This is a genomic window from Candidatus Merdisoma sp. JLR.KK011, assembly GCF_036941125.1.
In the GTDB taxonomy this organism is placed as follows: Bacteria; Bacillota; Clostridia; order Lachnospirales; family Lachnospiraceae; genus Laedolimicola.
This window is the reverse complement of sequence record NZ_JAYWSZ010000003.1, coordinates 795,001-820,236: the sequence shown is the minus strand read 5'-3', so window position 1 is coordinate 820,236 and position 25,236 is coordinate 795,001. Positions and strand designations below refer to the sequence as shown.

The 25,236-nt window shown below is 43.5% G+C and carries 22 protein-coding genes and 1 rRNA gene (1 of these 23 only partly in view); 1 reads left to right on the top strand and 22 read right to left on the bottom strand.

Going from position 1 to position 25,236, the window contains the following annotated elements:
• Positions 1 to 13: 13 nt before the first annotated feature.
• The 18 genes from VV089_RS04785 to VV089_RS04700 form a co-directional block, all read right to left on the bottom strand.
• Entirely contained in the window at positions 14 to 955 is a 942-nt protein-coding gene (locus VV089_RS04785; RefSeq protein ID WP_334335128.1) for a GNAT family N-acetyltransferase, read from the bottom strand.
• A 12-nt stretch (positions 956 to 967) separates the two neighbouring features.
• Positions 968 to 2,062 (bottom strand): DegT/DnrJ/EryC1/StrS family aminotransferase, encoded by a 1,095-nt coding sequence (locus tag VV089_RS04780; RefSeq protein WP_334335127.1) that lies wholly within the window; start codon positions 2,060 to 2,062, stop codon positions 968 to 970.
• A gap of 57 nt (positions 2,063 to 2,119) precedes the next feature.
• Positions 2,120 to 3,538, bottom strand: a complete 1,419-nt coding sequence (locus VV089_RS04775; protein WP_334335126.1) for an oligosaccharide flippase family protein — start codon at positions 3,536 to 3,538, stop codon at positions 2,120 to 2,122.
• Between the two features lie 32 nt (positions 3,539 to 3,570).
• On the bottom strand, positions 3,571 to 4,368 hold the full coding sequence (locus VV089_RS04770) for a glycosyltransferase family 2 protein (protein WP_334335125.1): 798 nt from the start codon (positions 4,366 to 4,368) through the stop codon (positions 3,571 to 3,573).
• Positions 4,369 to 4,539: 171 nt separating this feature from the next.
• Positions 4,540 to 5,598, bottom strand: a complete 1,059-nt coding sequence (locus VV089_RS04765) for a polysaccharide pyruvyl transferase family protein (RefSeq protein ID WP_334335124.1) — start codon at positions 5,596 to 5,598, stop codon at positions 4,540 to 4,542.
• Positions 5,599 to 5,615: 17 nt separating this feature from the next.
• On the bottom strand, positions 5,616 to 6,797 hold the full coding sequence (locus VV089_RS04760; RefSeq protein WP_334335123.1) for a hypothetical protein: 1,182 nt from the start codon (positions 6,795 to 6,797) through the stop codon (positions 5,616 to 5,618).
• Between the two features lie 69 nt (positions 6,798 to 6,866).
• A complete protein-coding gene (locus tag VV089_RS04755) occupies positions 6,867 to 7,964 on the bottom strand; it encodes a glycosyltransferase (RefSeq protein ID WP_334335122.1) in 1,098 nt (365 codons plus the stop codon).
• A 16-nt stretch (positions 7,965 to 7,980) separates the two neighbouring features.
• Positions 7,981 to 8,748, bottom strand: coding sequence for a glycosyltransferase family 2 protein (locus tag VV089_RS04750; protein ID WP_334335121.1), 768 nt, complete (start codon positions 8,746 to 8,748; stop codon positions 7,981 to 7,983).
• The gene (locus VV089_RS04745; RefSeq protein ID WP_334335120.1) at positions 8,693 to 9,445 is read right to left on the bottom strand and encodes a sugar transferase; all 753 of its coding nucleotides are present in this window, start codon (positions 9,443 to 9,445) and stop codon (positions 8,693 to 8,695) included. Before VV089_RS04745 ends, VV089_RS04750 begins: the two co-directional genes overlap by 56 nt.
• A gap of 35 nt (positions 9,446 to 9,480) precedes the next feature.
• Positions 9,481 to 10,719: a DegT/DnrJ/EryC1/StrS family aminotransferase gene (locus tag VV089_RS04740; protein ID WP_334336208.1), complete on the bottom strand. Its 1,239-nt coding sequence runs from the start codon at positions 10,717 to 10,719 to the stop codon at positions 9,481 to 9,483.
• 107 nt (positions 10,720 to 10,826) lie between these two features.
• Positions 10,827 to 11,342 (bottom strand): transcription termination/antitermination NusG family protein, encoded by a 516-nt coding sequence (locus tag VV089_RS04735; protein WP_334335119.1) that lies wholly within the window; start codon positions 11,340 to 11,342, stop codon positions 10,827 to 10,829.
• Between the two features lie 297 nt (positions 11,343 to 11,639).
• Positions 11,640 to 12,167 carry an antiterminator LoaP gene (loaP, locus tag VV089_RS04730; protein ID WP_334335118.1) on the bottom strand — a complete coding sequence of 176 codons (528 nt, stop codon included), beginning with the start codon at positions 12,165 to 12,167 and terminating at the stop codon, positions 11,640 to 11,642.
• A gap of 522 nt (positions 12,168 to 12,689) precedes the next feature.
• Positions 12,690 to 13,430: an RNA polymerase sporulation sigma factor SigE gene (gene sigE, locus VV089_RS04725; protein ID WP_172544664.1), complete on the bottom strand. Its 741-nt coding sequence runs from the start codon at positions 13,428 to 13,430 to the stop codon at positions 12,690 to 12,692.
• 47 nt (positions 13,431 to 13,477) lie between these two features.
• Positions 13,478 to 14,269 carry a sigma-E processing peptidase SpoIIGA gene (locus VV089_RS04720; protein WP_334335117.1) on the bottom strand — a complete coding sequence of 264 codons (792 nt, stop codon included), beginning with the start codon at positions 14,267 to 14,269 and terminating at the stop codon, positions 13,478 to 13,480.
• Between the two features lie 251 nt (positions 14,270 to 14,520).
• Complete coding sequence (locus VV089_RS04715; RefSeq protein WP_334335116.1) at positions 14,521 to 15,195, bottom strand: uracil-DNA glycosylase; 675 nt, start codon at positions 15,193 to 15,195, stop codon at positions 14,521 to 14,523.
• A gap of 96 nt (positions 15,196 to 15,291) precedes the next feature.
• Positions 15,292 to 16,053 carry an imidazole glycerol phosphate synthase subunit HisF gene (gene hisF / locus VV089_RS04710; RefSeq protein WP_334335115.1) on the bottom strand — a complete coding sequence of 254 codons (762 nt, stop codon included), beginning with the start codon at positions 16,051 to 16,053 and terminating at the stop codon, positions 15,292 to 15,294.
• 75 nt (positions 16,054 to 16,128) lie between these two features.
• Positions 16,129 to 16,734 (bottom strand): imidazole glycerol phosphate synthase subunit HisH, encoded by a 606-nt coding sequence (hisH, locus tag VV089_RS04705; protein WP_334335114.1) that lies wholly within the window; start codon positions 16,732 to 16,734, stop codon positions 16,129 to 16,131.
• 41 nt (positions 16,735 to 16,775) lie between these two features.
• On the bottom strand, positions 16,776 to 17,210 hold the full coding sequence (locus tag VV089_RS04700; protein WP_172544659.1) for a hypothetical protein: 435 nt from the start codon (positions 17,208 to 17,210) through the stop codon (positions 16,776 to 16,778).
• Between the two features lie 223 nt (positions 17,211 to 17,433).
• Between VV089_RS04700 and VV089_RS04695 the strand changes: the two genes are divergently transcribed.
• Positions 17,434 to 18,408 (top strand): CPBP family intramembrane glutamic endopeptidase, encoded by a 975-nt coding sequence (locus VV089_RS04695; RefSeq protein WP_334335113.1) that lies wholly within the window; start codon positions 17,434 to 17,436, stop codon positions 18,406 to 18,408.
• A gap of 3 nt (positions 18,409 to 18,411) precedes the next feature.
• Here the strand turns inward: VV089_RS04695 and VV089_RS04690 are convergent, their stop codons facing one another.
• From VV089_RS04690 to VV089_RS04675, 4 genes are all read right to left on the bottom strand, one after another.
• Positions 18,412 to 19,467 (bottom strand): dihydropteroate synthase, encoded by a 1,056-nt coding sequence (locus VV089_RS04690; RefSeq protein ID WP_172544657.1) that lies wholly within the window; start codon positions 19,465 to 19,467, stop codon positions 18,412 to 18,414.
• Between the two features lie 91 nt (positions 19,468 to 19,558).
• Positions 19,559 to 20,200 carry a corrinoid protein gene (locus tag VV089_RS04685; RefSeq protein ID WP_172544656.1) on the bottom strand — a complete coding sequence of 214 codons (642 nt, stop codon included), beginning with the start codon at positions 20,198 to 20,200 and terminating at the stop codon, positions 19,559 to 19,561.
• Between the two features lie 93 nt (positions 20,201 to 20,293).
• A complete protein-coding gene (locus tag VV089_RS04680; RefSeq protein WP_334335112.1) occupies positions 20,294 to 22,480 on the bottom strand; it encodes an ASKHA domain-containing protein in 2,187 nt (728 codons plus the stop codon).
• A 249-nt stretch (positions 22,481 to 22,729) separates the two neighbouring features.
• Positions 22,730 to 25,236, bottom strand: a 23S ribosomal RNA gene (locus VV089_RS04675) (it continues 387 nt past the right edge of the window).

The window sequence follows — 25,236 nt, the reverse complement described above, 5'->3', positions numbered from 1 at the left end:
TTACCTTCACAATTTATTTCTTTATACAGTATCTAAATTTAAGAAATTCCTGATAATCACGTATATAGTCAGATTCATCATAAAAATCAGATGCTGTGACACAAAGGACTGAATCCTTCTCTAGCCACAGCATCTCTCTCCATATGGGTTGTTCTATTAAAATCCCTATAGACGGATCACTTAAAATAATCTCTTCTTTCCTATTGCCATCATCAAGTATTAACTGAATTTTTCCATATGGGCAAAAAAGCAGTTGTTTCAGTTTTTTATGAGCATGGTATCCTCTTCGGACTCCCTCTGGAACTTTTGATATATAATAAACTCTCTTTATATTAAATGGTATATCTTGAATCGCTTCAAAATAAGACAATTCGCCTGCATCTACAGTTGGTATTGTTTTAATGCTGATAATTTTACATCCGGCTATCATTTTTCGCTCAAGCATTTTATTTTGGTAATCATCCCCACTTAAGACAGAATACCATTTTAGATCTGTTATTTCTTCATACCTTTTTTTAATTCTATCTGCTATATCTAAGGCTTCATGAAAACCGTGTTTTTCATAAAACTTAAGTGCCCGTTTATTCTTTTTTGACACGCACCAATAAACGCAATTCAACTCTAATTCTTCAAAAGCGATTCTAAGAATCTCCATCATAGCATACCGCGCATAACCTTTTCCCATTGCACGTTTACGAACAATAATTGCAAACTCAGCATTTTGTGCATATTTATCAATATTTTTCAAGCTGACAGTTCCCATGTATTCGTCTGTATCGGATACAATCGCTAAATGCAGATTTTTCAACTCTTGTCTGTTGGAAATTATAAACTCTTCAGCATCTTTTAATTGCTTCTTTTCAAAATCCGCAGCCAGATCCTTAGTCACTTCTTTATCATGCATCCATTCAAGCATATATACAGCATCTTTTTGTTCGAACTTTCTCAAGTACATAACTATTCTCCATTAATATTTATTTAAAGCATCAATGACATAAGAAACTTCATTTTCTTTCATTCCATAATAAATAGGAATACTAAGCTGTGTAGCACTAATATTTTCTGCAACAGGTAATTCGTTTTTCGCAAGATTTAAATCTTGATAACATTTCTGAAGATGGATAGGTATTGGATAATGTTTATTCGTACCAATACCGTAATTCGCCAAATACTTTTCAAGATCCTCCCTCTTTTTGCAGCAAATACTAAAAACATGCCACACTGGTTCCACTTCCGGAATAACATATGGCAGCAAAATTTGTGAATTCTTAATTTCATTTAAATAACGATCTGCTATTTTCCTGCGCTCGCTATTCATCCGATCAAGATGAGGTAACTTAGCCATTAAAAATGCGGCCTGCAATTCATCAAGCCGCGAATTATTTCCTTTATATATATGATGATATTTGTAATCCGATCCATAATTGCCTAAAGCCCTAATTTTATCTGCAAGTTCCTTATCATTTGTTACAACCGCTCCTGCATCCCCAAGAGCCCCCAAATTTTTTCCCGGATAAAAACTGAATCCTGCAGCATTTCCAAAGCTTCCGATTTTCTTTCCTTTGTACCTGGCTCCGTGTGCCTGTGCACAGTCTTCTACAACATAAAGCCTATGTTCCCTGGCAATTTTCATTATTGGTTCCATTTCGCACGGCTGCCCATAAAGATGAACCGGAATAATTGCTTTCGTTTTATTCGTTATTTTCTCTTCAATTAATAATGGATTTATATTAAACGTTCTTATATCCGGTTCAACAAATATTGGAACAGCACCTACATAGGTTACCGCTAATGCTGTAGCTATATAGGTATTAGACGGAACAATTACTTCATCTCCTTTCCCAACTCCCAATGCCTTAAGAATCAGCATTAGTGCATCAAGACCATTTCCAACACCTACACAATAATTAGTCTCACAATATTTTGCAAATGCTGCTTCAAAATTTTTATCTTCCATACCATTAATATAACAGCTTCTTGTATAAACTCTTTCAAATGCACTACTTATATCATAAGCAAGCTCTTTCTCCATTGGCAAAAAACTAGCAAAAGGTATTTTCATAATACAATTCCTCCCATAATATTCCTTCTTATCAAATATATTTTTATCTGTATCCTTCTACTCAATTAACATCCTTTTGACAACTAATAGGTCGTCCTTATAGAGATAAAAAATTCCAGCCACAGCAAACATAGAAGCTATGATTCCAAGATAAATCATGTCTGCAAAATAAAATTTCCAGGCAATCATATATATCATTGTTATCAAACATGCAATTAAAAATTTACGCCTAATAACCATCAGCTTCATCTTGATTAAAACGACCGCACAAATAATATCTGACACTAAATACCCTGCCAGTGTAGCAATTGCTGCACCTTCTATTCCAATTCTGGGAATTAATAAAAGATTTAATGCAATATTAACTACGGCCCCAAATGATAAAATTATCATATTCGGCCATGTTTTTTTTATTATCATAAACTGACTTACAGATACTTGATAAAGCATTTGTAAAAGCGGAGCAGCAAACAAGTATGAGGCTGCCTTATAACCTAATAAATACTCTGATGAAAACAATAACTTGAAGAAATAGTAACTAAATGCACTGAATAAAATGATTGCTGCAAAAGAAACACCTCCCAATCCCTCAAATACTTTTGAATTATTTTCAACTTGTTTTTTTTCTTTCATAGTAGAAAAAGCAAAATACTGCCATCCGCCAGCAAAGGCTGTATAAATCAGCTGGCTCATATGTCCCATTTTAGAACTTACTGCATAAATTCCAGCAGCATCTATACCTATTAGGTTTGTTATCATTATTTTATCGCTGGAATTAAATATCCAATAAATTAAAATATTAGGAACAAGAGGTAAACCAATCATCAGCAGTTGTCTTAAAAGCTGATAATCGAATCGTTTAAACGAAAACCATTTACGATTCATTACATAAAATGATATTTCTATAAGCAGGCTTGAAACAGCTGTGGCCAGTGGTAATGCAGTAATAAAATACCCCTTTAACAGTAATGGAATTGATATGCTATAGGAAAGTATTGGAGATATACAGTTTGCCAGCAAATAAATAGCCCTTTTATTTTGTACTCTTGTCGGTGCTGCAACTATATTATTTGTAGAACTAACCAATGTTGTGATTGCACAAATATATATTAAATAGGAATATTCCGAATTCCCATAAAATAGATTTGAGATTTTTTCTTTTTCCAAAAGCATTACCATACAAATAATAATTGAAGTTATTACTGTAAATATAAAAGCAGTTGAGCAAAGACTTTTTTGATATGCCAGAGAGTCCTCTTCGAAAAAAAGTCTGAATAGTGCATCATACATTCCCATAACTGCAATCGAACTGCCAAAACTTACTATTGTTGCTGATAGATCGCTTAATCCATAATATCCTGTATCTGATACTAACCTGGTAACTATCGGCACCATTAGTAACGGAATAACTTTACTGATAATTCCTCCGAATCCATAAATAATAAAATTGTCTATAAATAACCTTAACTTCTTCAATACAAGTTTACTCCCATTAAAATCAAAAAAATTTATTTTAGCGTCAGACAAAAACGTATATTCATTTTAATCGTATACCAAAACCTATATATTTGTTCCATAACCTTCTTCCCAATATTTAACTTTATTGTATTGGCCGCTAATTTCATGCACGCCAAATTATAACGCTTAACATTCTTTAAATTTTCTCTTCTATCCAGGGTTTTTGTTAAATTATTAGAATGTATTCTATAATTTGATTTAATTTGAGGAACATATCCAACTTTTCCTACATTGCATAACTTTATCCAAAGATACCACTCTCCATAATTACGAAACCCTAAATATTCTGGATACCATCCCACTTCTCTCAGTTTATTCACATTCATCAATAAACCACATGCATTAACTACATTTCTACGCAGCAGCAGCTGCAGATTTTGAGAAATATCTTTTGTATCAGACTGACCTATTTTTTCTCCAGCCTCATTAATATAAATACTTGAACAATACAAAAAGCTATAATCATCCTGTTCCATAATTTTTACCATACATTCAATATGTTCTGGTTCCAAAACGTCATCATTGCCTAGAACCATTGCATATTTCCCGGAGCATGCCTGCAGCCCAACATTTGAGGTTTTTATTACGCCTAAATTTTTTTCATTTTTTAAAATCTTTATTCGGGAATCTTGTCTCTGCAATTTCTTAACAATTTCAATGGAAGAATCTGTTGAACAATCATCTATAACATAAATCTCTATATCTTGATATGTTTGAGTACAACAAGAATCCACTGTTGTTTTAATAAATTTTTCCGCATTATAAAGCGGAATTATAATACTTACCATAATTTGTCTCCTCTTATAAGCTTACCTTTATCACACAGCTATTGTTTAAAAATTACAATAAAAAAATGCCCTACAAATAAAAATCCATAAATGGAATCCTTTAATTGTGGACATTAAAAGTATAAAAAAATACTCCCTTGGCTCCTAATAACTAAACTCTATTTTTATATCTTATTGAAACTGCTTTAAACTTTTAACTAGTGTATCTACGCCTTTTATCGCATTCTCCTTAATATTAGAAATTGTCCTTTTTGAAGATAAAAGATACTCCTTTTCAAAAGTATTAATTTTCTCAGACACTCTAATTGGTATTATTTTACAACCACAGAGCATTGCAATTATCATTGCATGCATACGGCCGGTAATTATAACTTCGGAATCAGAAAAAAGATTGGATAATTCCTCCGCAGTTGATGTTATATTTATGACTGCATCAACATTTTTTGTGGAGAGATACTCTTTAAATTGTATACACTCTCCTGCATCCGATGAAGTAGTCGCTGCCAATACAATTCTTGTTTCTTTCTTTATATTCATTTCCTTAAAAATCCCGTCATAATATTGAATTTTTAAAAGAGATAACCCAAATGCGCTTTGAGCTGTCGTATAACTATAGGGCATGACTAAATAATCTATTTTCTTTTTTTCATTGCAGGCAGTAGTCTGTGTGGGACAATAAGCAAATGCTATATCGGGAGAAACTTGTGCTTCTGCTCCCAAAAAGCTTTTTACCATCTCCGCACTATCCGTATCTCTGCAATTAACAAAAAATGCCTTACTGAACACCCATTTATATAACTTTTTTTCAGCAATTGTAAGGTTATTATCTATACCAATACCATAAAAAGCAAATGGAACAGAATACTTTTTTGCTATCCGCGCCCAATATATTAAGCAATAAAGAAAAACGCTTTTATGTTTTATCAATTGTCCTCCTCCGATAACTATTGCTTGATATTCCGTCATTTTTACTTTTTTTTGCTGTTCTCTTAGCTTAGGTCCGAAGTTCAGCAGATACTTTATAAGTACCGGACATTTTTTTTTGACAGAATTTAAAAAATGTCTGGTATTATTCGCTTTCTCATATGTTACATTTTGTTCTGTTGTCTGGGCAAATCCTAATTCTTTGGTTTGAACTCCTAAATTATTTAATCTCTCACAAAGCATTTTGCTTAATAACTTATCGCCTATATTATCACTTTTATTTTGATTGATAATAAGTACATTCATATAATGTTTTCACCTCACTATAAAGCATCAAATGTCGGTACCACAACAAACATAACCATTAATATTGCCCCCGATAAACATGGATTTAAAAAGCCTAGTATAAAAAATGTTATCCAAACTGAGAGCATGAGATTTCTTACCTCTTTGTTTGAATTACAACGAATCGTATATTTCGCAATCATAATATAGTTTACTATAATGAATGCATTCCCAAATATTCCATATCTCCCCAAGTCATCCGGCCACTGGCTATGCCCTCCAATAATACCTGCATCGTGTGTTCTAAAATTAATGCCAAATAACGGGTTCGCTTTAAAAGATTGAAGTGACTGTTTTATAAGCGTAACTCTTAAACTTAATGTATCTATATAAGAAAAATCGCCTACTATGACATTTGCAATTGCTCTTATTTTGTTACTTGTACTCCAATAAAAGGTTCCACTATCTGCTATTTTATATAAAAGTTTTCCCCATGTTTGTCTCAATAAAATTACTAATGTAATAATACCGCCGCCAAAAATATATTTTAATTTCGTTTTTATTGAAACTGCAAAAGAAATCGTAATTGAAATAGCTGCAATAACAACAGTTGTAACCAAATTACATAGCAGCAGACATAAACCAAATAAGATAAATGCAAGCATTAAATACCAGCATTTCCCCTTTTCTTTTTTTCTTTTCTTAATTACTGCAGCCAGCGGACCCATAAGCATTGCCATAGCATACATTAATTGAAAGTCGCCTACTCCCCAATAAGAAACTCCTTGTGTATTTCTTATTGCTTGAGGATCAATAAAAAATATATAATAAAATGATACAATTACTGTTATTAAAACAGATATCAAAGACACGTTAAAAATCTTTCTTTTATCCCTTTTTTCAAGTGCAGAAACATAGATAAATATACACGGATACGCAAAAAATTGATATCTTGCTATCACGGCCTGCATTGGACTAAAATAAGTCATATCAAGCTTTTCTGCAATAATGCAGCGAAGAAAAACTACTACAAAAATTAGCAGACTTAGATAATTTAACTTAATTATCTTTACTATAATTTTTTTATTACCAGCAACTGACAATATCCATAAAAAAAATAGACCTATTTGTATATAACTCGGAAACAGGTCACCTAAAAGATTTACATATTGAAATACTATTAATAATTCCAGCAGAAATAACGATACTTTTAGCCTCATACACAATGATACATTCCTTATAAATTATTTTCTATTTCGCTGATCCGCTCTTCAGCTATCCTGCAATTTCTATCCGATTATACTTTTATACCATTCAGCAATTTTTTCCGCTTCATTGCCTATCTCATAACCGCTATTAAAAAAATTGATATTCTGCCGATTTAAATTCATTGAATATATATTTTTTATCCACTCTTCATAATTAGGCGTTCCATCTTCTTTCATCAGCATAACGAATTGAAATTCTCTGCTTATTTTTGCTTCTAACGGAATCCCGGTTGATACAATACATGGCAATCCATTTCCCTGTGCTTCTATTACTGCTTGTCCAAGTCCTTCATTTGTGGATGGAAATAAAAATATATCCATGCTGGACAGATAATTTTTAACTTCGGCCCCTGGAACAGTTCCAGTAAAAATCACCTTTGAGTTTAAATGGAATTCATCAACTGTGCGTTTTACTTTTTGAAAATTTTTTCCGTCTCCAACGAGCATCAAAACATACTTTTCACTTTGTTTACATAATTCATTTAAAATCTCAACTAAGTATTCCTGATTTTTACCATCATCAAACCTTGCAACATATCCCAGCACAATTTTATCTGATTCCAAAGAAAAACGCCCCCTATACATCTTCCTCATATTCTCTGAAAATTTACATTTATCAAAAGGAATCGCATTATGCATTATTTGAAAGTTATTTTTTTCTATTGCTTCCGGCCAAAAAAATTTTGCAGATTCTAAAGAGCAAGATGTTAAAAAGTCTGCAATGGCACCTATACGATAACACAATATTCGATTTCTAAATGAAGCAAGCTTTCTTTGTGAATATTGTACTGTATGACTATGTAATATTAATATACGATTTTGTTTATTTATAAATCTAGTTAAATATAATTCGTGATTTTCAATCGCATCATACTTACAACAATTCGAATGAATAAACGAATGCATTTTTATAATTGTATTTAAACTGCCTGATCCTCCACAATAAAATACACTTCCATTTAACTTTTGTATTTCTGTAGAATAATCTATTTCAGTTTTTCGAAAAAATAAAAAATCAAATATAATGTTATGTTTCACTAATTCTCTATAGTAATTCATAATTACATTCATTGCACCGTTTGTCTGAGAAATAGATGAAACTATGTGTAATACTTTCATTTTAACCTATTTGCCTCTATTTCAATTTTAATATTTTAATTACACACCAATAACCAATATGAAACATGCTTCTTGCTATACTAAGATGTTCAATATTCCTATAAAGTATCCAATGATACTTTATAACTTTCAGCTTATTGCTTGAAATAGAATTTTTTCGAATACGATAACGCATCAAAACTTCGTCCATTCCCCATATATACTTTTCTTTTTTCAACATTTGAAGCCACAATGCATCGTCATTCCGTTTGCGAATATTCGGAACTTCAAATTTCCCCATATTTTCTGCATTATACATAACTGTACTATTCCCAACCGGACAATCCAAAAGCAGGCGGTTATAATCACATTTCTTCTTTGGTCTTACAATTTTATTTAAGTTTTTACCATCTTCCCCCATATGCTCATAAGCTGTGCAAGTAAAATTCTTCCCTGTCCTTTTCATAAATAGCAATTGCTTCTCAAGCTTATCTGGCATCCATAAGTCATCCGAATCACAGAACGCTATATATTCCCCTTTTGCCAGCTTCATTGATACATTTCGGGCTGCAGCTGCCCCGGAGTTTATTTCCAGACACTGATATTTTATCCTTGAATCTTTTTTCATGTATTTTGCTGCTATTTCTTTTGTATTGTCAGTTGAACAGTCATCTACAATGAGCAGTTCCCATCTTACATATGTCTGGGCTTGAATCGATTCTATCGTCTCCTCAATAAACGAAGCACAATTATACGTCGGCATTATTATTGAAACCAGCCCTTTTACCATCTTCTTCCCTCTCATCAGCATAGTTCTTCCCACATACAGAAAAGAATGTCATAAACATAATTCCAACATCCTTCCAGAATCCATACTCTTCCATCCCTTTCAGATTCCACTTCATCTTTTCTGGAAGAATCTTTTCCCTATAAATCCGATCCGGATCTTCTGTCTTATCCAGAAGCCTTCCCTCATCTTTATAATAAATAGAAGTAAGATTTGTAATCCCTGCTGGAAGAAGCAAGGTAGCCGTCATCTCTGGTGTATATGCTTTCACATATTCAGGCACCTCCGGCCTCACACCCACAAAGGTCATATTTCCCTGAATTACATCAATAAGCTGTGGGAGTTCATCCAGCCTTTTATCCCGGATCAAACGACCTATCCTCGTTATCCTGCTGTCTCCCTCTACTGTTACAAGGCTTCCTCTCTTATCTGCCTTATCTGCCATAGAGCGGAACTTATGGATCCGGAATTTCTTCCCGTACTGTGTCACTCTCGCCTGACGGTAAAATACAGGTCCTTCTGAGTCCGCCTTGATTGCAATGGCAAGAAACAGAAATACAGGTGAAAACAGAACCAGCAGAATAGAAGACACTATCACATCCAGAATGCGTTTAAAAAAAAGACTTTTCTCTTTTCTGCGTAATATCTCATAATACTTCCTTACTTCTTTCACCTGCATAAAGTGCGGCAGTTCCTCCCACTTTCTTAAAACCATTCCTTCATTTTCACCTTTCTCGAAATTACTCTCATCTATTTCAGATACCCTGTCAAAATCCTGCTGTATTTCTCTAACACATATGCTGCTTCTTCGTCTGTCAACTTTGTGTGAAGAGGTAATGTTATCTCATTCTCAAATTTCTTGTAGCTGTTTGGATAATCCTCTATTTGAAATCCCAGCCTCTTATAGGCTGTATGCATGGGTAACGGCTTATAATGAACATTTGCAGAAATACCCTGTTCGGCCAATTCTTCTATAATTTCCTGCCGCTCTTTAAGGCCGATGCCCGGAATCCGGGTCATATAAAGATGTCCGGAAGATCTATGTTCTTCTGTAAAATGAGGAAGAACCTCCACTCCCAGAGGTTTTAATACAGTATCATATATACCTATAAGTTCCCTGCGCCTCTTAAGCATGTCCGGATATCGGGCAAACTGGGCGATACCCAGAGCTCCCATAATATCTGTCATATTACATTTGTACCAGGGACCCAGAATATCATATTCCCATGCTCCCAGCTTTGTTTTGGCCAGGGCATCCTTGCTCTGACCGTGAAGGGAGAACAGCTGCAGCTGATGATAGATTTTCTCGTTATCCACTTCCTCTAACTTCCAGGTCAAAGATCCCCCTTCTGCCGTGGTAAAATTTTTGACTGCGTGGAAGCTGAAATTGGTGAAATCTGCAATAGAACCGGCTGTTCTGCCTTTATAGACAGCTCCAAGGGCATGGGCCGCATCCTCAATTACTGCCACACGTCCGATCGCTTTCTGAAGCTTATTTGACGGACAGAAAATCTTTTTCTTTCTCTCCACTATTTCAAATATCCTGTCGTAGTCACAGGGAATTCCCCCCAGATCCACAGGGATCACTGCCTTGGTATGCTCATTAACGGCCTGCTCCAAAGCATCATAATCCATTTCCAGGCTTCCCTCCTGGCAGTCCACCAGCACAGGTTTTGCACCTACATGGCAAATCACCGAAGCGGAAGCCGTGTAGGTGTAAGCGCATGTAATTACTTCATCCTCTTCACTGCCGTACACCCCGTCCATGCCGCAGGAATCCCTGCCTATCCCAAGGAGTCTTAAGCTCATCTCCCCGGCCGCCGTCTGGCTGTTCAGGCAGACACATCCGTCTGCCCCTGTATAATCTACCAGCAGTGTTTCTAACTTTTTTACCTTCGGCCCGGTCGTAATCCAACCGGAACGGAGTGTATCTGTAACCTCCTTGATTTCTTCTTCCGAAATATCCGGAGGCGAGAATGGAATATTCATTTTTTTTCTTGTCGTTTCAATGGTTCTGTCAAGTTTCATCACAATCCCCTACTCTATCCTTTAACACGTTTATTTCAGACAGCTTCTGCCTGGTCTTTCGTATTCATCTAATCCCCATTAAGCCGGAGTCCCATCAGAATCTCCCGATCCCTTCCAAATAAATGTACCCGGATAATCACATACCGCAGACGAATCCGCTTCTTTACCACCCGATCCAGATATTTCTGTAAAGGCCCTTTGCAGGCTATAATATTTCTCTGTTCATCCACTTCCGCTGGGGAAAGGCGTACCGTATAATCCTCATCCCCATTCAGCAGATCCTTTAAAAATTCCTCTTCTTCTTTTGAAACCGGATAAAATTCCTCCCCCTCTTTTCCCAGCACCTTTGTATAGGAAGAAACTCGTTTCAACTGCTGATATACTTCCTTTGGATGCTGCGTGCTTATAAACACATATCCGGGAAACAAGCGTTCCACATGAACTCTGCAGATCCCCTGAATACGCCAGACGGCTTCCCGTTTCAGCAGGAAACAGTCCTCATAACTCTCCGCATCCACCATCTTTTTGATACCCTCTGCCGCCTCTTCTTCATTTCCTGTGATAGTCTGTATGGCATACCACATATTTTTAATTCCTCCTGCACCAGTTCCATAATCCTGTAACTCTCTGTCAACCAAATACTGCAAACTTCCAAAATATACTTTCTGGAATGTTTGCAGCATACAAAAAAGGGTATGCTTCGCCGCTTCGCGGCATATACCTCGAATCTTTTCCTATCTTATAACGCACTTCTACCTGCTCCGCAGTCTAAAACTGTAAAACAGGTATGATACTTTTTCTCTAATACGAAATTACATGAATCTTGAAAAATTGTTCATATCAAGGCATCCAATGTTATATCAGTGAACTGACCATTGCCATTAACTCTTCGCCACAATCTCCAGCCCCACCTGCATCTCCCGAAACCGTCCCACAGAGGGCATACCCACCCGGGCAATCCTTTTGTGGCGGTCAATCTTCCGGATGAGATTCTCTCTTCCTCTCAAAGGCCCTTCCGTCACAACAGTCTGTCCGTCCCGGATATATCCCCGTGACATCCGTGAATGATGGCCTGCTCCGCAGAGCATCCGCAGAAGCTCCTCTTCCTCCGGCTCCACCCTCACCAGCTTCCCGTCGCTCTCGAACACAGAAAGCACCTGGGAATACTGCCTCAGTTCTTCCTGAAGCTTCTCCTCATTCCTGCTTTCTAAAAAAAGATAGTGGGGAAACAGGGGCTGCCGTTCCAGATGCCATGCGCCTCCGTAGCGGCGCATACAATCATAAGTAAACACAAAAGCGTCTGCAAGCGCCTCACCTGTCAGATGTCTTTTACAGGCATAGAGCGCTTCCTCTTCCTTTTGATTAGGACAATAAAGTACGTACCAGATAGCAAAGACTCCCTTCTTCACAAACCGGGCTCACTGTGCCGGAATCAACGATAAAACAGATGATTTTTTCGTAGAGCATCTTACTCTACGAAAACGCGGAACAGATAAAGTATAAAAGAGGAAATAAATGTAAGATGGTTTTGGAATATTTCAGAATACTGCACCCATGAAAACCGAGGAATAGTAAAAAAATGTTATATATTTACATTTACTATGCGGTTTCGAAAGAAAATTACGATTTATATTGAAATGTTTTAAGAATTTGGTTATAATAAGAAACGTTGAAACAGAGGTATTTGATTTTTATTTACGTAGAGTAAGATGCTCTACGAAGAAATATTCCTAAAATCTTCCTGCAAAGATGGTGCTTGTCAACCGTCTTTTTATTTTTGCCAGCAATGGGCCAGGTGCACCTCCCCATATACCGATTAAACTTTTTCCGCCATACGAATAAGGAGCTGCGGCCGATAGACGCCGCAGCTCCCTTTTTTTTCAGCAATACTAGCTTCTTAAATCTTTACAATCCCCCCAATCTCGTTCTCGCTACTCATACTTCAAAATCTCCTTCTTCAGCCTCCGTATAATCTTCTTCTCCAGCCTGGATATATAAGATTGCGAGATCCCAAGAAGATCCGCAACCTCCTTCTGGGTCATCTCCTGCCCCATGGGATTCTTAAGGCCGAAGCGGAGCTCCACAATCGTCCGTTCCCGGTCCGACAGCTTCTGGATTGCCTTATCCAGAAGCTTCCGCTCCATCTCATTTTCAATATCACGGTATATCACGTCCTCGTCTGTTCCGAGGATATCCGACAAAAGCAGCTCATTTCCGTCCCAGTCCACGTTGAGAGGCTCGTCGATGGACACCTCCATACGGGTCTTGTTATTCCGCCTGAGATACATCAGAATCTCATTTTCAATACACCGGGAGGCATAGGTAGCCAGCTTAATATTTTTACCGCTGTTAAAGGTGTTGATCGCCTTGATAAGGCCGATGGTTCCGATGGAAATCAAATCCTCCACCCCGACGCCTGTATTGTCAAACTTCTTTGCTATGTATACCACCAGGCGGAGATTATGTTCAATCAGAAGGGAACGGGCCGCATTTCCGGCCTCGGTGCCTAGCTCCTGGATAGCTCTTGCCTCTGCGTCCGCCTCCAAAGGGGCCGGAAGGACCTCTGCTCCTCCGATATAATGAACGTCATTCTGTTTTCCCACAAACATCGTGGAAAAATTCGGGACTAATTTTAACTGTACCTGGTTTGGAATTGCCACTTTAATCAGCATAATTATTTGTTTCCTCCTGCAATTGTTCTCGTCCTCCGGACGCCTTGTCATTCCAACAGCTCCGGATGTGCTATCATGTCATAATCCATTTGGGAAGAAAGTGGTTCTTTTGTAATCCCTATGAGAGGGCGCTCAATCTGCTTTCTGCTGCCGTCCTTTTGGTAAATGTACAGAACATCCGCAAAAAAAGCCGGCAGTATGCCATTTGGCTCTCCAAGGCTGTGAAAGGGAATCATCTGGTACAGAGGCTCCTCACCGCCGCACAGCTCCCACTTCCGGTTTTCTGTGAGAATGCTCACCGGCTTCCCAAAAACAGGATCCCTAAGATGGTTGCCCGTGTCCAGCAGTCCCTTTACATGAATGGTTCTTCCGTGATACCCCAGTTCCCCTTCAAAGACATCCGCCATGCGTTCCCGAAATCCCAGCAGCCAGCCCATACAGGCGGAAAGGATCCAGTAACTGATAAGCGTAAAGCCGGCAAAGGGATATAAGGGAAGCTTCAGCCGGCTCTGCACCCACTGGTAAATCCCTCCCAGCAGAAAGCTGCATATGTACAACAGGGCCACTGCCTTTTTGACAGTACGCAGGTCCTTGATACCAAGTCCGATTTTTACCATAACTGTGCTGAATATGACATAGATGAGCAGCTGTCCGAAAAAAGTGCTTTCCATGGAACATACATACAATCCACACACTCCGGCGCTCCCGATGGCAGCCCCAAGAAGCCTTCTTAGCCGTCTGGCCGGACATTTCAGAATCCACCTTAAGAGGCTAAGGAGCAGGTAATCTGCCAGAAGATTCTCAAGAAACAGCACATCCAGGTACAATTCATAGTACACAGTCCACCTTCTTTCTGTTCTTCATTATAGGGAAAAGCCTATGCAGAATATGTCAAATGGAGGAGCCTCCCATAAGGATTTGTCCCTGTTTTTTCGACAAAAAAAGCCCTCAACGAAGAAGGTCGCTTACGTGTTCCTTTCTTCATTGAGGGCAGTCTCCAAAAAGCTTACAGCCTGTTCTCTCTCGTATGCAGTTCCGATTGATTCCCCATCAATCCAGGGGTCTTTGGCTCCAATCCATCCGTCCCCGCTCACACATTCTCAATCTGCCAGTCAATGGGCTCCAGCCCGTTCTCTTTCAGAAACTCATTGGTCTGGCTGAAGGGCCTGCTGCCGAAAAATCCCCGGTAAGCAGACAATGGGCTTGGATGGGGCGCTTTCAAAATAAGGTGCCTGGAATTGTGCAGCATAGCCGCCTTTTTCTGTGCCGGGCTTCCCCACAGAATAAATACAATCGGCCTGTCCTGCCCATCCAGAACCCGGATAGCAGCGTCCGTGAACTCCTCCCAGCCCTTTCCCCTATGGGAATTGGCCTGATGGGCCCGGACGGTCAGAACCGTATTGAGCATCAGCACCCCCTGCTTCGCCCACTTAGTGAGATAGCCGTTGTTGGGGATGTAGCACCCCAGATCGTCGTGAAGCTCCTGGTAAATATTCACCAGGGAGGGCGGCACGTCCACATCCGGCTTCACGGAAAAGCAGAGCCCGTGAGCCTGTCCGTCGTTGTGGTAGGGATCCTGTCCCAGAATCACCACCTTCACCTCATGGAGGGGCGTCAGATGAAAGGCATTGAAAATATCATCCGCCGGGGGAAATACCTTCCTTGAAGCGTATTCCTCCTTCACGAACTTGAACAATTCCGCATAATAGGGCTTGCGAAATTCCGGGTTTAAGGGCTCCAGCCAATCATTCTCAATCATTCCCATAATCCTTATCTCCTGTTCTTTTTTCATTTCTGCCGTAATGATATCTGCATATTAATATAGAAGATACCGCCGTTCTTCCGCTGTAAGCACGCTCTGCTACAGCCGCACCGGAACCTGGTGTTCTCTCAAGTATTCTTTCAGTTCCCGAATCTCCAGCTCTTTATAATGAAACAGCGAAGCCGCCAGCACCGCGTCGGCCTTTCCCTCCGCCAGCGCCTCCAGAAAATGCTCCTTCGTCCCTGCTCCGCCGGAGGCAATCACCGGAATCGACACATGCTCCGCAACGGTACGGGTCAGCTCTATGTCATACCCCGCCTTTGTCCCATCGCAGTCCATACTGGTCAGCAGTATCTCCCCGGCTCCCAGACGCTCCACCTTCATAGCCCACTCTACCGCATCCAGGCCCATATCCACCCGGCCGCCGTTCTTGTAGATATTCCATCCGCTTCCGTCAGCTCTTCGCTTGGCGTCAATGGCCACCACCACGCACTGGCTTCCGAACTTGTCCGCCGCCTCGCTTATAAGCTCCGGCCGCATAATTGCTGCAGAATTCACGGAAATCTTATCCGCTCCCTCCCGAAGCAGCGCTCGAAAGTCCTCCACGGTACGGATGCCTCCTCCCACCGTAAAAGGAATAAATACCTTCTCCGCCACCTTGCGCACCATATCTGCCACGGTATTCCGGGAATCGGAGCTTGCCGTAATATCTAAGAATACCACCTCATCCGCCCCGGCCTTATCATAGGCCGCCGCAATCTCCACCGGATCCCCGGCGTCCTTAAGATTCACAAAATTAACACCCTTTACCACCCGTCCGGCATGTACGTCCAGACAAGGAATGATTCTCTTTGTAAACATCACGAAGCCCTCCAGCTTTCTGTGAAAATATTCCGCCTCCAATGCGTCCATTCCACAGCCAAACGAAATCCCTTCTCACAGATCTGCAAAGTTTTTCAATATCTGCAGCCCGGTACTGCTGCTCTTCTCCGGATGAAACTGGCAGGCAAACACATTGTCCTGCTCTACCGACGCATGAATCCGGGTTCCGTATTCCGTAACTGCCTTTACAATGGATTCGTCCTCCGCCTTTAGATAATAGGAATGGACAAAATACACATAAGGCTCTTCCTCAAGTCCCTCAAACAGCTTTCCTTTATTCTGAAGTGCCAGGGAATTCCACCCGATATGAGGAATCTTAAGCCCTTCCTCTGCCGGAATCCGTAAGATCTTCCCTTTCAGAATCCCAAGCCCCGGCACGCCGGGAGCCTCCTCACTCTCCTCAAAAAGCAGCTGAAGGCCCAGGCAGATGCCTAAGAAAGGAATCCTTCTCTTTGCGATCTCCTGTATCACAGGCTCCAGGCCGTAGGCCCGAAGCTTTCCCATGGCATCCCCAAAGTTCCCTACTCCGGGAAGAATCACCTTGTCCGCTCCCAAAAGCTCCTGCCGATCCCTTGTCACAAGGGTCTCCTGTCCCAGAGACAGAAGGGCTTTTTCCACGCTTTTTAGGTTGCCCGCATCATAATCAATGACTGCAATCATCTTTTTCGCTCACTCCTCATATGAATTTCCACTCCTGCTTTTTATCCCTTTGCTTCAAAGGGGGCCGGCTCCTGGCTGTCTTCCCCCTTCCGGCTGCCCACATAGCTGCTCACAGCCTTGGCCCGCTTTATCTGTTTCAGCTTCAGCTCTTCCTCCGCCGTCATAGGCGCGGCTTCTTCCGAGGGATTCCCTGATTCTTTGATATCCTCCGCCTGATCCGGCAGAGCCTCATACTCCGGCGTCCTTGTAAATTCCTCTATCATCTCGGCCATCATAGACAGCTTGGTATCCTTAATCACGGTAAATTCCAGTTTCTGTTCCAGAGACAGTACGGAATTGCTCTCCACCACACTGATTCCAAGAAACAGCGCATCCTCATAATCCTCTTTGATCTGCCACACCTCTTCCTTGGATCTGCATTGCTTCACCTTTTCCCTGTATGTATCGATTTCCTGTTGGAGTAGTTCCTGTTCCATTCCTGCTCTCCCTCGACTTTTATTCTGAAAACCATTCTCAATCAGTTGGCACTTCTCTATAATAATACAAGTCTATCATATTTTGGGGAAAATGACCATAGAGCAAAATCAGATATCACAGGTTTTTCACAGGATGCCTGTCAAGGGCCATATTTTATTGCACAATGGGGCATATTTTGTTAGAATAATAGAAAAAGATTTTTCAATATGGGAGGTTTGTCATATGAATTTTTTTGAAGAAGAACGGCCGCGCCTGAATCCCCTTCACGGAATCGGCCTGTTTTTGATCATTATGCTTTTGTTTCTCTTTGTATTCGCCCCTTTGCAGCTTCATTTCGGCATGACAGGGCTTCTTCTGACGGAGCTTGGGCTTCTGGCTGTCACTTTGCTGGCAGTCCGTATCACCAGGCAGAGCTTCCGGGAGGTATTTCCCATCCGGCTTCCGCGGTTTGGACAGATTATGGGAACCATCCTTATCTGGGGCGGCTGTTTTCTAGTCGTAATGCTTGTGACGCTGGTTTCCATGATGCTGTTTCCCGAGGGCTTTCTGGATATCAGTTCCAGTATGAGCTCGATGTTTTCCTCCATACCGGCATTTTTCTCCTTCCTGGTTGTAGCCGTGTCCCCGGCCATCTGCGAGGAGGCCATGCACCGGGGATTTATCATGCATACCTTCCGGGGGCTCAAAAAGGACTGGGCTGTAGTTCTGTGTATCGGGCTGATCTTCGGATTGTTCCATCTGGATCCCTATCGTTTCCTGCCTACTGCTCTTCTGGGCATGGGCCTGGCTTACATTATGCGCAAAACCAACAATATGATCCTCCCGGCTCTGTTTCATTTTATCAACAACAGCCTTTCCTTTCTGGCAAGTCTCTCCGGCGCCGGCGAAGTAACCGGGGAAGCAGAACAAGCGGCTGCGCTCCTGATGGAGCCTTCCATGCTCCGTTTGAGCCTTGGCTCTTATCTGATCGTCGGCTGTCTGGCCCCTGTCCTTCTCTTTGCCGGAAGCTACCTTCTGTGCAAATCCTCGGGATGTCTCAAAAAGCGTTCGGATCTTTGCCTGGTGCTTACCATCGTAGGCGTCATCGGCCTGAGCCTTCTTATGCTGGCAGCCGGGTTTATCATCATCATACAGAATATGGGGTCTGCCATGAATCTGGAGGAGCTGCAGGAATTTCTCTGTCTCGTTCGGCCGTAATCCTTATACCGATCCGCCAAAAAGGCCTTCCCTGTATGCCTCAATGTATTCCAGACAGCAGCCTTCCTCCTCCCATCCAAGCAGCGCCCGTGCCGCATATACCATCCCGGCCAGATCCCGGTTTTTTAAAGGCGGCTTCACATTCTCTGCCCCGGCGCCCATGGCAAGCACTGTCATTGCCAGTTCCAGGGCCTTACGGCCCTCTTCCTCTTCGAAGCCCTTAAGCTTTGGAAATCCGCTCTTTTGCAGGCAGTTCTCTTTTACCGCATCCGAAAGCTGTTCCAAAACCGCTCCCGGAAGTCCCAGAAGCACCTCCGAAGCCTTGATAATGCCAGGCATACCCGGATCCAGCGGATCCAGGATTGCGCTGTCTAACCCGTAGGACAATGCCAGGACGATAAAGCTGTAATTCATATAGCGCCGGGCGGGCAGACTGTGGGATATATTGCTCACGGCTGAAGTAATATGCACGGCCGGGCATCTTCTGCGGATCGTTTCAATGACCTTTTTGTTCACAGCGATTCCCGGGCCGTCCTCCATCTCCGGATCCATCAGAGCTGCCGCTTCAATAATGGGATCGATATAAATTCTGTCCGGGGTGATCCCATAGAACGCAGCCTTTTCCATAATTGCGTCAAATATCTTCAGCCGCTTTGCAGCAGACCTTGGGATACCGGAATCATCGCAGAGCATGGCAATCACCTTCCATCCCGGATTTTCCCTCATAATACAGAATATTTGGTCTATCCGTTTCTTTTTTTCCATAGATACAGAGTTAAAAAGGCCCGGTCTTTTGACCTGTCTGTAAGCCTTGGCCAATACCTCTGTGTCAGGACTGTCAATGGAAATGGGTATCTCTGTTACGCTTTCCGCCAAACCGATCATCCATTCCATCGTTTCTGTTTCGCCTGATTCCACATAGGCACAGATATCAATAAAATCGGCTCCTGCATCTGCCTGTTTTTTTACAAGCGCCCTAATCCAGTCCTCATCCTTCCCTGCAATGGCCCTTGCCACAAAAGGAATGGAGCCGTTTAAATTTTCACCAATGATAATCATGCGATTCCCCTTTTAGAACTGTTTCCGGATACACAGCTCCCCCTTCTTCCTATTAAAAATCGCTGTGCGACAGCACGAAAGGGTAAAGCCGCTACAGCATGTCCGCCAGTTTCTTCGCAAGCTCTGCCGCCTCCGCCGCATTTGCGCTGTAGCCGTCTGCCCCGATCTCGTCTGCAAATGCCTGCGTAACCGGAGCGCCCCCTACCATAATTTTGATTCGGCTGCGAAAAGGCTGGGCATTCAATGCCGCCACGGTATCCCGAAGGGACTGCAGCGTGGTAGTCAGCAAAGCGGAACAGCCCACCAGCACCACATCCGGATGCTCCTCAACTCCCCTGATAAATCTCTCTATGGGAACATCAATCCCTAAGTCAATCACCTCAAAGCCCACGCTCTCAATCATCATTCCAACCAGATTCTTTCCGATATCGTGCAGGTCTCCGGACACGGTTCCCAGAATGATCTTCCCGGCAGAGGCTGCCCTTCCAGCCGTCAGGTGCGGCCTTAGCACCTCTACTCCCTTCTTCATAGCTCGGGCCGCTGCCAGCATCTCTGTCACAAAAATCTCGTTGTTTTTGAATCTTTCGCCGATTACCCCCATGGCGCCAACCATGCCCTTATTTAAAATTTCTGTAGGATCGCAGCCTTCATTCAGAGCTTCCCTCACAAGTCCTGCCGTCAGCTTCGCTTTTCCTCTCTCTACGGCATCTGCAACTTCCTGAATCTTTGACATCTCTAACACCTCTGTATCTATTTCATTTGCCTCGTGCTATATATCATCCCACAAATCACATGTTATTTCAATCCCCTCGGAAAAGAGAAGCTGTTATGCTTCCCCAAAGGACAGATACTCCATATAAAACTCCTGAAACTCCTTGCTGTCCGAAAGGGAAACCTCCTCCGCTGTCTTGGCAATCCTCTTTATCTCTCCCTCCGCCAAAGGGTCAAGCAGATACCTCACTGCGCCTTTTAAGCTGGTATTCCCCGCCGCCTCAATTTTCCCTTCGCATTCCGGCGGAAAAAGGCCGATCCCAACAGCCTTATGAATGTCCATCTGGCAGCCGAAGCCTCCGGCAATATAGATATGCTCCACTTCATCGCAGGTAATGCCGTATTTCAGAAGCAGTGTTTCCATTCCTGCCCGCACGGCGGATTTTGCCAGCTGAATCTCCCGGACATCCTTCTGGTAAAAGCGGATATTTCCTTCCCGGGCGATGAGAAAGCCTTCTTCAAACCATGGATCCTCCATGCGCCCTGTCTCATCTACCGCCTCTTCCTTCAAAAGCTCATAGACTGCAGCCACAACCCCCGTTCCGCAGATTCCCGAAGGCCTTGCGCTTCCGATGGTCTCCGGATACACGTCTTCTCCCTCTATGGTCAGTCCGCAGACTGCTCCGGGAACGCTGCCTGTTCCGCAGACAATATTTCCCCCCTCAAAGGCCGGCCCTGCTGCCGTAGATGCCGTCAGAATCCTTTCCCTGTTTCCGACCGCCATCTCTCCGTTGGTTCCCAGATCAATCAGAAGGGAAGGCATTTCCCTGCTTCCGAATTCCAGCGCAAAAAGACCGGCAGTAATATCACCGCCCACATAAGTAGAAATGCCCGGATAGATCATAATCTCAAATTCCTGCATTTCCCTGGACGCATCTCCAAACAGTTCCCTGACTGTCGTATGAATGGTTTGAAGATTCACCGGCACAAAGGGATATACCCCCAATGTTTCACAGGAATACCCCATCAGCAGATGCACCATGGTCGTATTGGCGCTGATGACCATACGGCTTATCTTTCCCTGACTGTTTTCTGCAAGCGCACGGATTCCATTTTCCAGATCAGACAGGATACTTCTTTTCAGTTCCTCTCCTCTGCCGGAATTGGATGCTTCAATACGGCTGATTACATCTGCTCCATAGGCACGCTGCCGGTTGATAGCCGTATAAACATCCACAGCCCTCCCCCCCGGAAGCTCCACCAGCTCCATGGCAATGGTGGTAGTTCCGATATCTGCTGCAATTCCGTAAAGCCCCTCTTGCTCCCGTTCATTTATAGGCTTCCTATCTGTTCCCTTCTCCTCCATATCAGTCGGGACATAAAAGCGTTCTTCCTTCTGCTCCATCAAAACAATGCAGTCCTTTTGCGGATATGCTTTGCAGGCCAGCCTCCATCCCTCCGCCAATTCCTTCCCTGTAAAAAACTTTTCGTCCTCCCTGGACGGCTCTGCTGCTCCTTCCAGGAACCGCACCTTACACTTTCCGCAGGTTCCCTTTCCGGCACAGACAGCCGGCAGATAGATATGGTGCTCCTGAAAGATATGAAGAAGGCTTTCCGACTTTCTGGCCCGGATACTCCGCTCCTCCTCCCCTGTCCGCAGCGTCACCTGTACGGCTGGCAGGTTTCGATGCTTACAGGTGAGATTATCGCACCTGCTGCAGTCATGCTCCGGATGGTAACGCTTCACATTCCCGTCCAGAAGATACACCTGGCAGACGGTTTTCACCGGATCGAACATATAGCTTTCCCGGATGCCGATGCCCTCCTTCTCTGCCTGTGTCGTATCGTAAGCTTTTTTTTGAATGCTCATGGGAATATCCTGGGGCGCCTCCGCCCTCCCTGCGATTCCCTTTCCCTGTTCCCTGCAAAGCCGTACCACATTTTCCGTCTGCTGCGTATCCATCTGAAAAAGATAATCATCTGCAATGGCATCCGCCAGCATTCCTTTCAGATAATCTCCCTCGGCAAAAAGCCTTGCAGACCATTCTCCCATCTCCCTTCCGATAGAAAGAACCCCGTACAAAGCCTCTCTGACCGGTTTTCCGTCGGCCTCCACCGGGTATCCTTCCAGATCTCCGAATTCCAGAAGGGCCACTGGTTTAATCTTCTCATAAGCCTCCGGCAGCATCTCTTCAAGCTCCTCCAGAACCTCCTCGTACATCGGGCTGTCTTTTCCCACGTCCAAAAAGGCACACACACTTTCCTTTGATATTTCTATATTGAATTCCGTTCTTTTTTCCATTACTGGCTCCCGTAAGCTTATGTTATCCTCTTAGTATATCGAATCCGGGTTGATATTACAATTGGATTTTCTAAAAACACCAATCTACAATACTGAAGGGCAGTTTTACAAAGTCAAAAATAGCATCAAAAAAACAGCCTCTCATCAATAGAAAGACTGTTTCTATAAAGTATATCACATATACCTTCAAAACTATATACTGATTTATCTCACATCTTGGTTTTCTTTGTTCTTCCTTTCCTATGACGCTCTGGTCAAGCCCTCGACCGATTAGTAGCAGTCAGCTCCATGCATTGCTGCACTTCCACCTCTGCCCTATCTACCTTATCGTCTTTAAGGGGTCTTACTGCTTTCGCATGGGATATCTCATCTTGAGGGGGGCTTCACGCTTAGATGCCTTCAGCGTTTATCCCGTCCCGGCTTGGCTACTCTGCCATGGCCTTGGTAAGCCAGCAGATACACCAGCGGCCGGTCCATCCCGGTCCTCTCGTACTAAGGACAGCTCCTCTCAAATATCCTGCGCCCACGCCGGATAGGGACCGAACTGTCTCACGACGTTCTGAACCCAGCTCGCGTACCGCTTTAATGGGCGAACAGCCCAACCCTTGGGACCTGCTGCAGCCCCAGGATGCGATGAGCCGACATCGAGGTGCCAAACCACTCCGTCGATGTGAACTCTTGGGAGTGATAAGCCTGTTATCCCCAGGGTAGCTTTTATCCGTTGAGCGATGGCATTCCCACTTAATACCACCGGATCACTAAGTCCTACTTTCGTACCTGCTCCACCCGTCGGTGTCACAGTCAAGCTCCCTTCTGCCTTTGCACTCTTCGAATGGTTTCCAATCATTCTGAGGGAACCTTTGAGCGCCTCCGATACCCTTTCGGAGGCGACCGCCCCAGTCAAACTCCCCGCCTGACATTGTCCCACCGCCGGTTCACGGCGGCTGGTTAGAAACCCAATACTGCAAGGGTGGTATCCCAACAGCGGCTCCATGGCAACTGGCGTCACCATTTCCTAGCCTCCCGCCTATCCTGTACATGCAGTACCGAATCCCAGTATCAAGCTGGAGTAAAGCTCCATGGGGTCTTTCCGTCCTGGCGCGGGTAGCCAGCATCTTCACTGGCACTTCAATTTCACCGGATGCATTGTTGAGACAGCGCTCAAATCATTACGCCTTTCGTGCGGGTCGGAACTTACCCGACAAGGAATTTCGCTACCTTAGGACCGTTATAGTTACGGCCGCCGTTTACTGGGGCTTAAGTTCAAAGCTTCGCGTTTCCGCTAACCTCTCCCCTTAACCTTCCAGCACCGGGCAGGCGTCAGCCCATATACCTCACCTTTCGGTTTCGCATAGACCTGTGTTTTTGCTAAACAGTTGCTTGAGCCTATTCTCTGCGGCCGGTTCGCACCGGCACCCCTTCTCCCGAAGTTACGGGGTCATTTTGCCGAGTTCCTTAACAATGCTTCTTCCGTCGGCCTTAGGATTCTCTCCTCATCTACCTGTGTCGGTTTACGGTACGGGTACCATATAAACAATAGCGGCTTTTCTTGACGCATGGCTCACGGACTTCCCTACTCTAATTCGGTACGCATCACGCCTTTGGATTGCAAGGGGGATTTGCCTCCCCTGCTCCTGCTTCGCTTGCACCGGCTTTTCCATTTCCGGCTCCCGCTCTCCACACGTGTCCCCACAGTTCTGTTATACGGCAGTACAGGAATCTCAACCTGTTGTCCATCGGCTACGCCTCTCGGCCTCGCCTTAGGTCCCGACTTACCCAGGGCAGATCAGCTTTACCCTGGAAACCTTAGATATTCGGCCGGAAGGATTCCCACCTTCCTCTCGCTACTCATTCCGGCATTCTCTCTTCTTAACAATCCACAGCTCCTTACGGTACTGCTTCCTCTCGTTAACAATGCTCCTCTACCAATTGACATTCATCAATTCCTGAGCTTCGGCGGCGTGTTTTAGCCCCGGACATTTTCGGCGCAGGACCTCTCGACCAGTGAGCTATTACGCACTCTTTTAATGTATGGCTGCTTCTGAGCCAACATCCTGGTTGTCTTTGAAATCCCACATCCTTTTCCACTTAACACGCACTTTGGGACCTTAGCTGCAGGTCTGGGCTCTTTCCCTTTTGACTGCCCAACTTATCTCGTGCAGTCTGACTCCCGGTCATCATCTCCATGGCATTCGGAGTTTGATATTCTTCGGTAAGCTTTGACGCCCCCTAGGAAATTCAGTGCTCTACCTCCATGAGACTAAACCGAGGCTAGCCCTAAAGCTATTTCGAGGAGAACCAGCTATCTCCGGGTTCGATTGGAATTTCTCCCCTACCCACACCTCATCGCCACCCTTTTCAACGGATGTGCGTTCGGCCCTCCATCGCCTTTTACGGCGGCTTCAGCCTGGACATGGGTAGATCACCCGGTTTCGGGTCTGCCTGGTCTGACTTAATGCCCTGTTAAGACTTGGTTTCCCTTCGGCTCCGGACGTATGCGTCCTTAACCTCGCCAGACCCGGCAACTCGCCGGACCGTTCTACAAAAAGTACGCGGTTGACCTCTTAAGGGTCTTCCACAGCTTGTAAACACAGGGTTTCAGGTTCTCTTTCACTCCCCTCCCGGGGTCCTTTTCACCTTTCCTTCACAGTACTATGCGCTATCGGTCACTAAGGAGTATTTAGGCTTACGGGGTGGTCCCCGCTCGTTCCCACAAGGTTCCACGTGTCTCGTGGTACTCTGGATACCGCCATGTC

Coding starts and splice junctions, on each gene's coding strand:
- VV089_RS04680 (WP_334335112.1), bottom strand. CDS start 22,480: ATGGAAAAAAGAACGGAATTCAATATAGAAATATCAAAGGAAAGTGTG.
- sigE (WP_172544664.1), bottom strand. CDS start 13,430: ATGCTGATTAAAGTGGCAATTCCAAACCAGGTACAGTTAAAATTAGTC.
- VV089_RS04740 (WP_334336208.1), bottom strand. CDS start 10,719: ATGAATATTCCATTCTCGCCTCCGGATATTTCGGAAGAAGAAATCAAG.
- VV089_RS04700 (WP_172544659.1), bottom strand. CDS start 17,210: ATGGAACAGGAACTACTCCAACAGGAAATCGATACATACAGGGAAAAG.
- VV089_RS04750 (WP_334335121.1), bottom strand. CDS start 8,748: ATGAGAGGGAAGAAGATGGTAAAAGGGCTGGTTTCAATAATAATGCCG.
- VV089_RS04745 (WP_334335120.1), bottom strand. CDS start 9,445: ATGGTTTTAAGAAAGTGGGAGGAACTGCCGCACTTTATGCAGGTGAAA.
- VV089_RS04715 (WP_334335116.1), bottom strand. CDS start 15,195: ATGGGAATGATTGAGAATGATTGGCTGGAGCCCTTAAACCCGGAATTT.
- VV089_RS04735 (WP_334335119.1), bottom strand. CDS start 11,342: ATGTGGTATGCCATACAGACTATCACAGGAAATGAAGAAGAGGCGGCA.
- VV089_RS04765 (WP_334335124.1), bottom strand. CDS start 5,598: ATGAATGTACTTATTATCAATCAAAATAAAAGTGATAATATAGGCGAT.
- VV089_RS04755 (WP_334335122.1), bottom strand. CDS start 7,964: ATGAAAGTATTACACATAGTTTCATCTATTTCTCAGACAAACGGTGCA.
- VV089_RS04760 (WP_334335123.1), bottom strand. CDS start 6,797: ATGAGGCTAAAAGTATCGTTATTTCTGCTGGAATTATTAATAGTATTT.
- hisH (WP_334335114.1), bottom strand. CDS start 16,734: ATGATTGCAGTCATTGATTATGATGCGGGCAACCTAAAAAGCGTGGAA.
- VV089_RS04770 (WP_334335125.1), bottom strand. CDS start 4,368: ATGGTAAGTATTATAATTCCGCTTTATAATGCGGAAAAATTTATTAAA.
- VV089_RS04695 (WP_334335113.1), top strand. CDS start 17,434: ATGAATTTTTTTGAAGAAGAACGGCCGCGCCTGAATCCCCTTCACGGA.
- VV089_RS04780 (WP_334335127.1), bottom strand. CDS start 2,062: ATGAAAATACCTTTTGCTAGTTTTTTGCCAATGGAGAAAGAGCTTGCT.
- hisF (WP_334335115.1), bottom strand. CDS start 16,053: ATGTTTACAAAGAGAATCATTCCTTGTCTGGACGTACATGCCGGACGG.
- VV089_RS04685 (WP_172544656.1), bottom strand. CDS start 20,200: ATGTCAAAGATTCAGGAAGTTGCAGATGCCGTAGAGAGAGGAAAAGCG.
- VV089_RS04690 (WP_172544657.1), bottom strand. CDS start 19,467: ATGATTATCATTGGTGAAAATTTAAACGGCTCCATTCCTTTTGTGGCA.
- VV089_RS04785 (WP_334335128.1), bottom strand. CDS start 955: ATGTACTTGAGAAAGTTCGAACAAAAAGATGCTGTATATATGCTTGAA.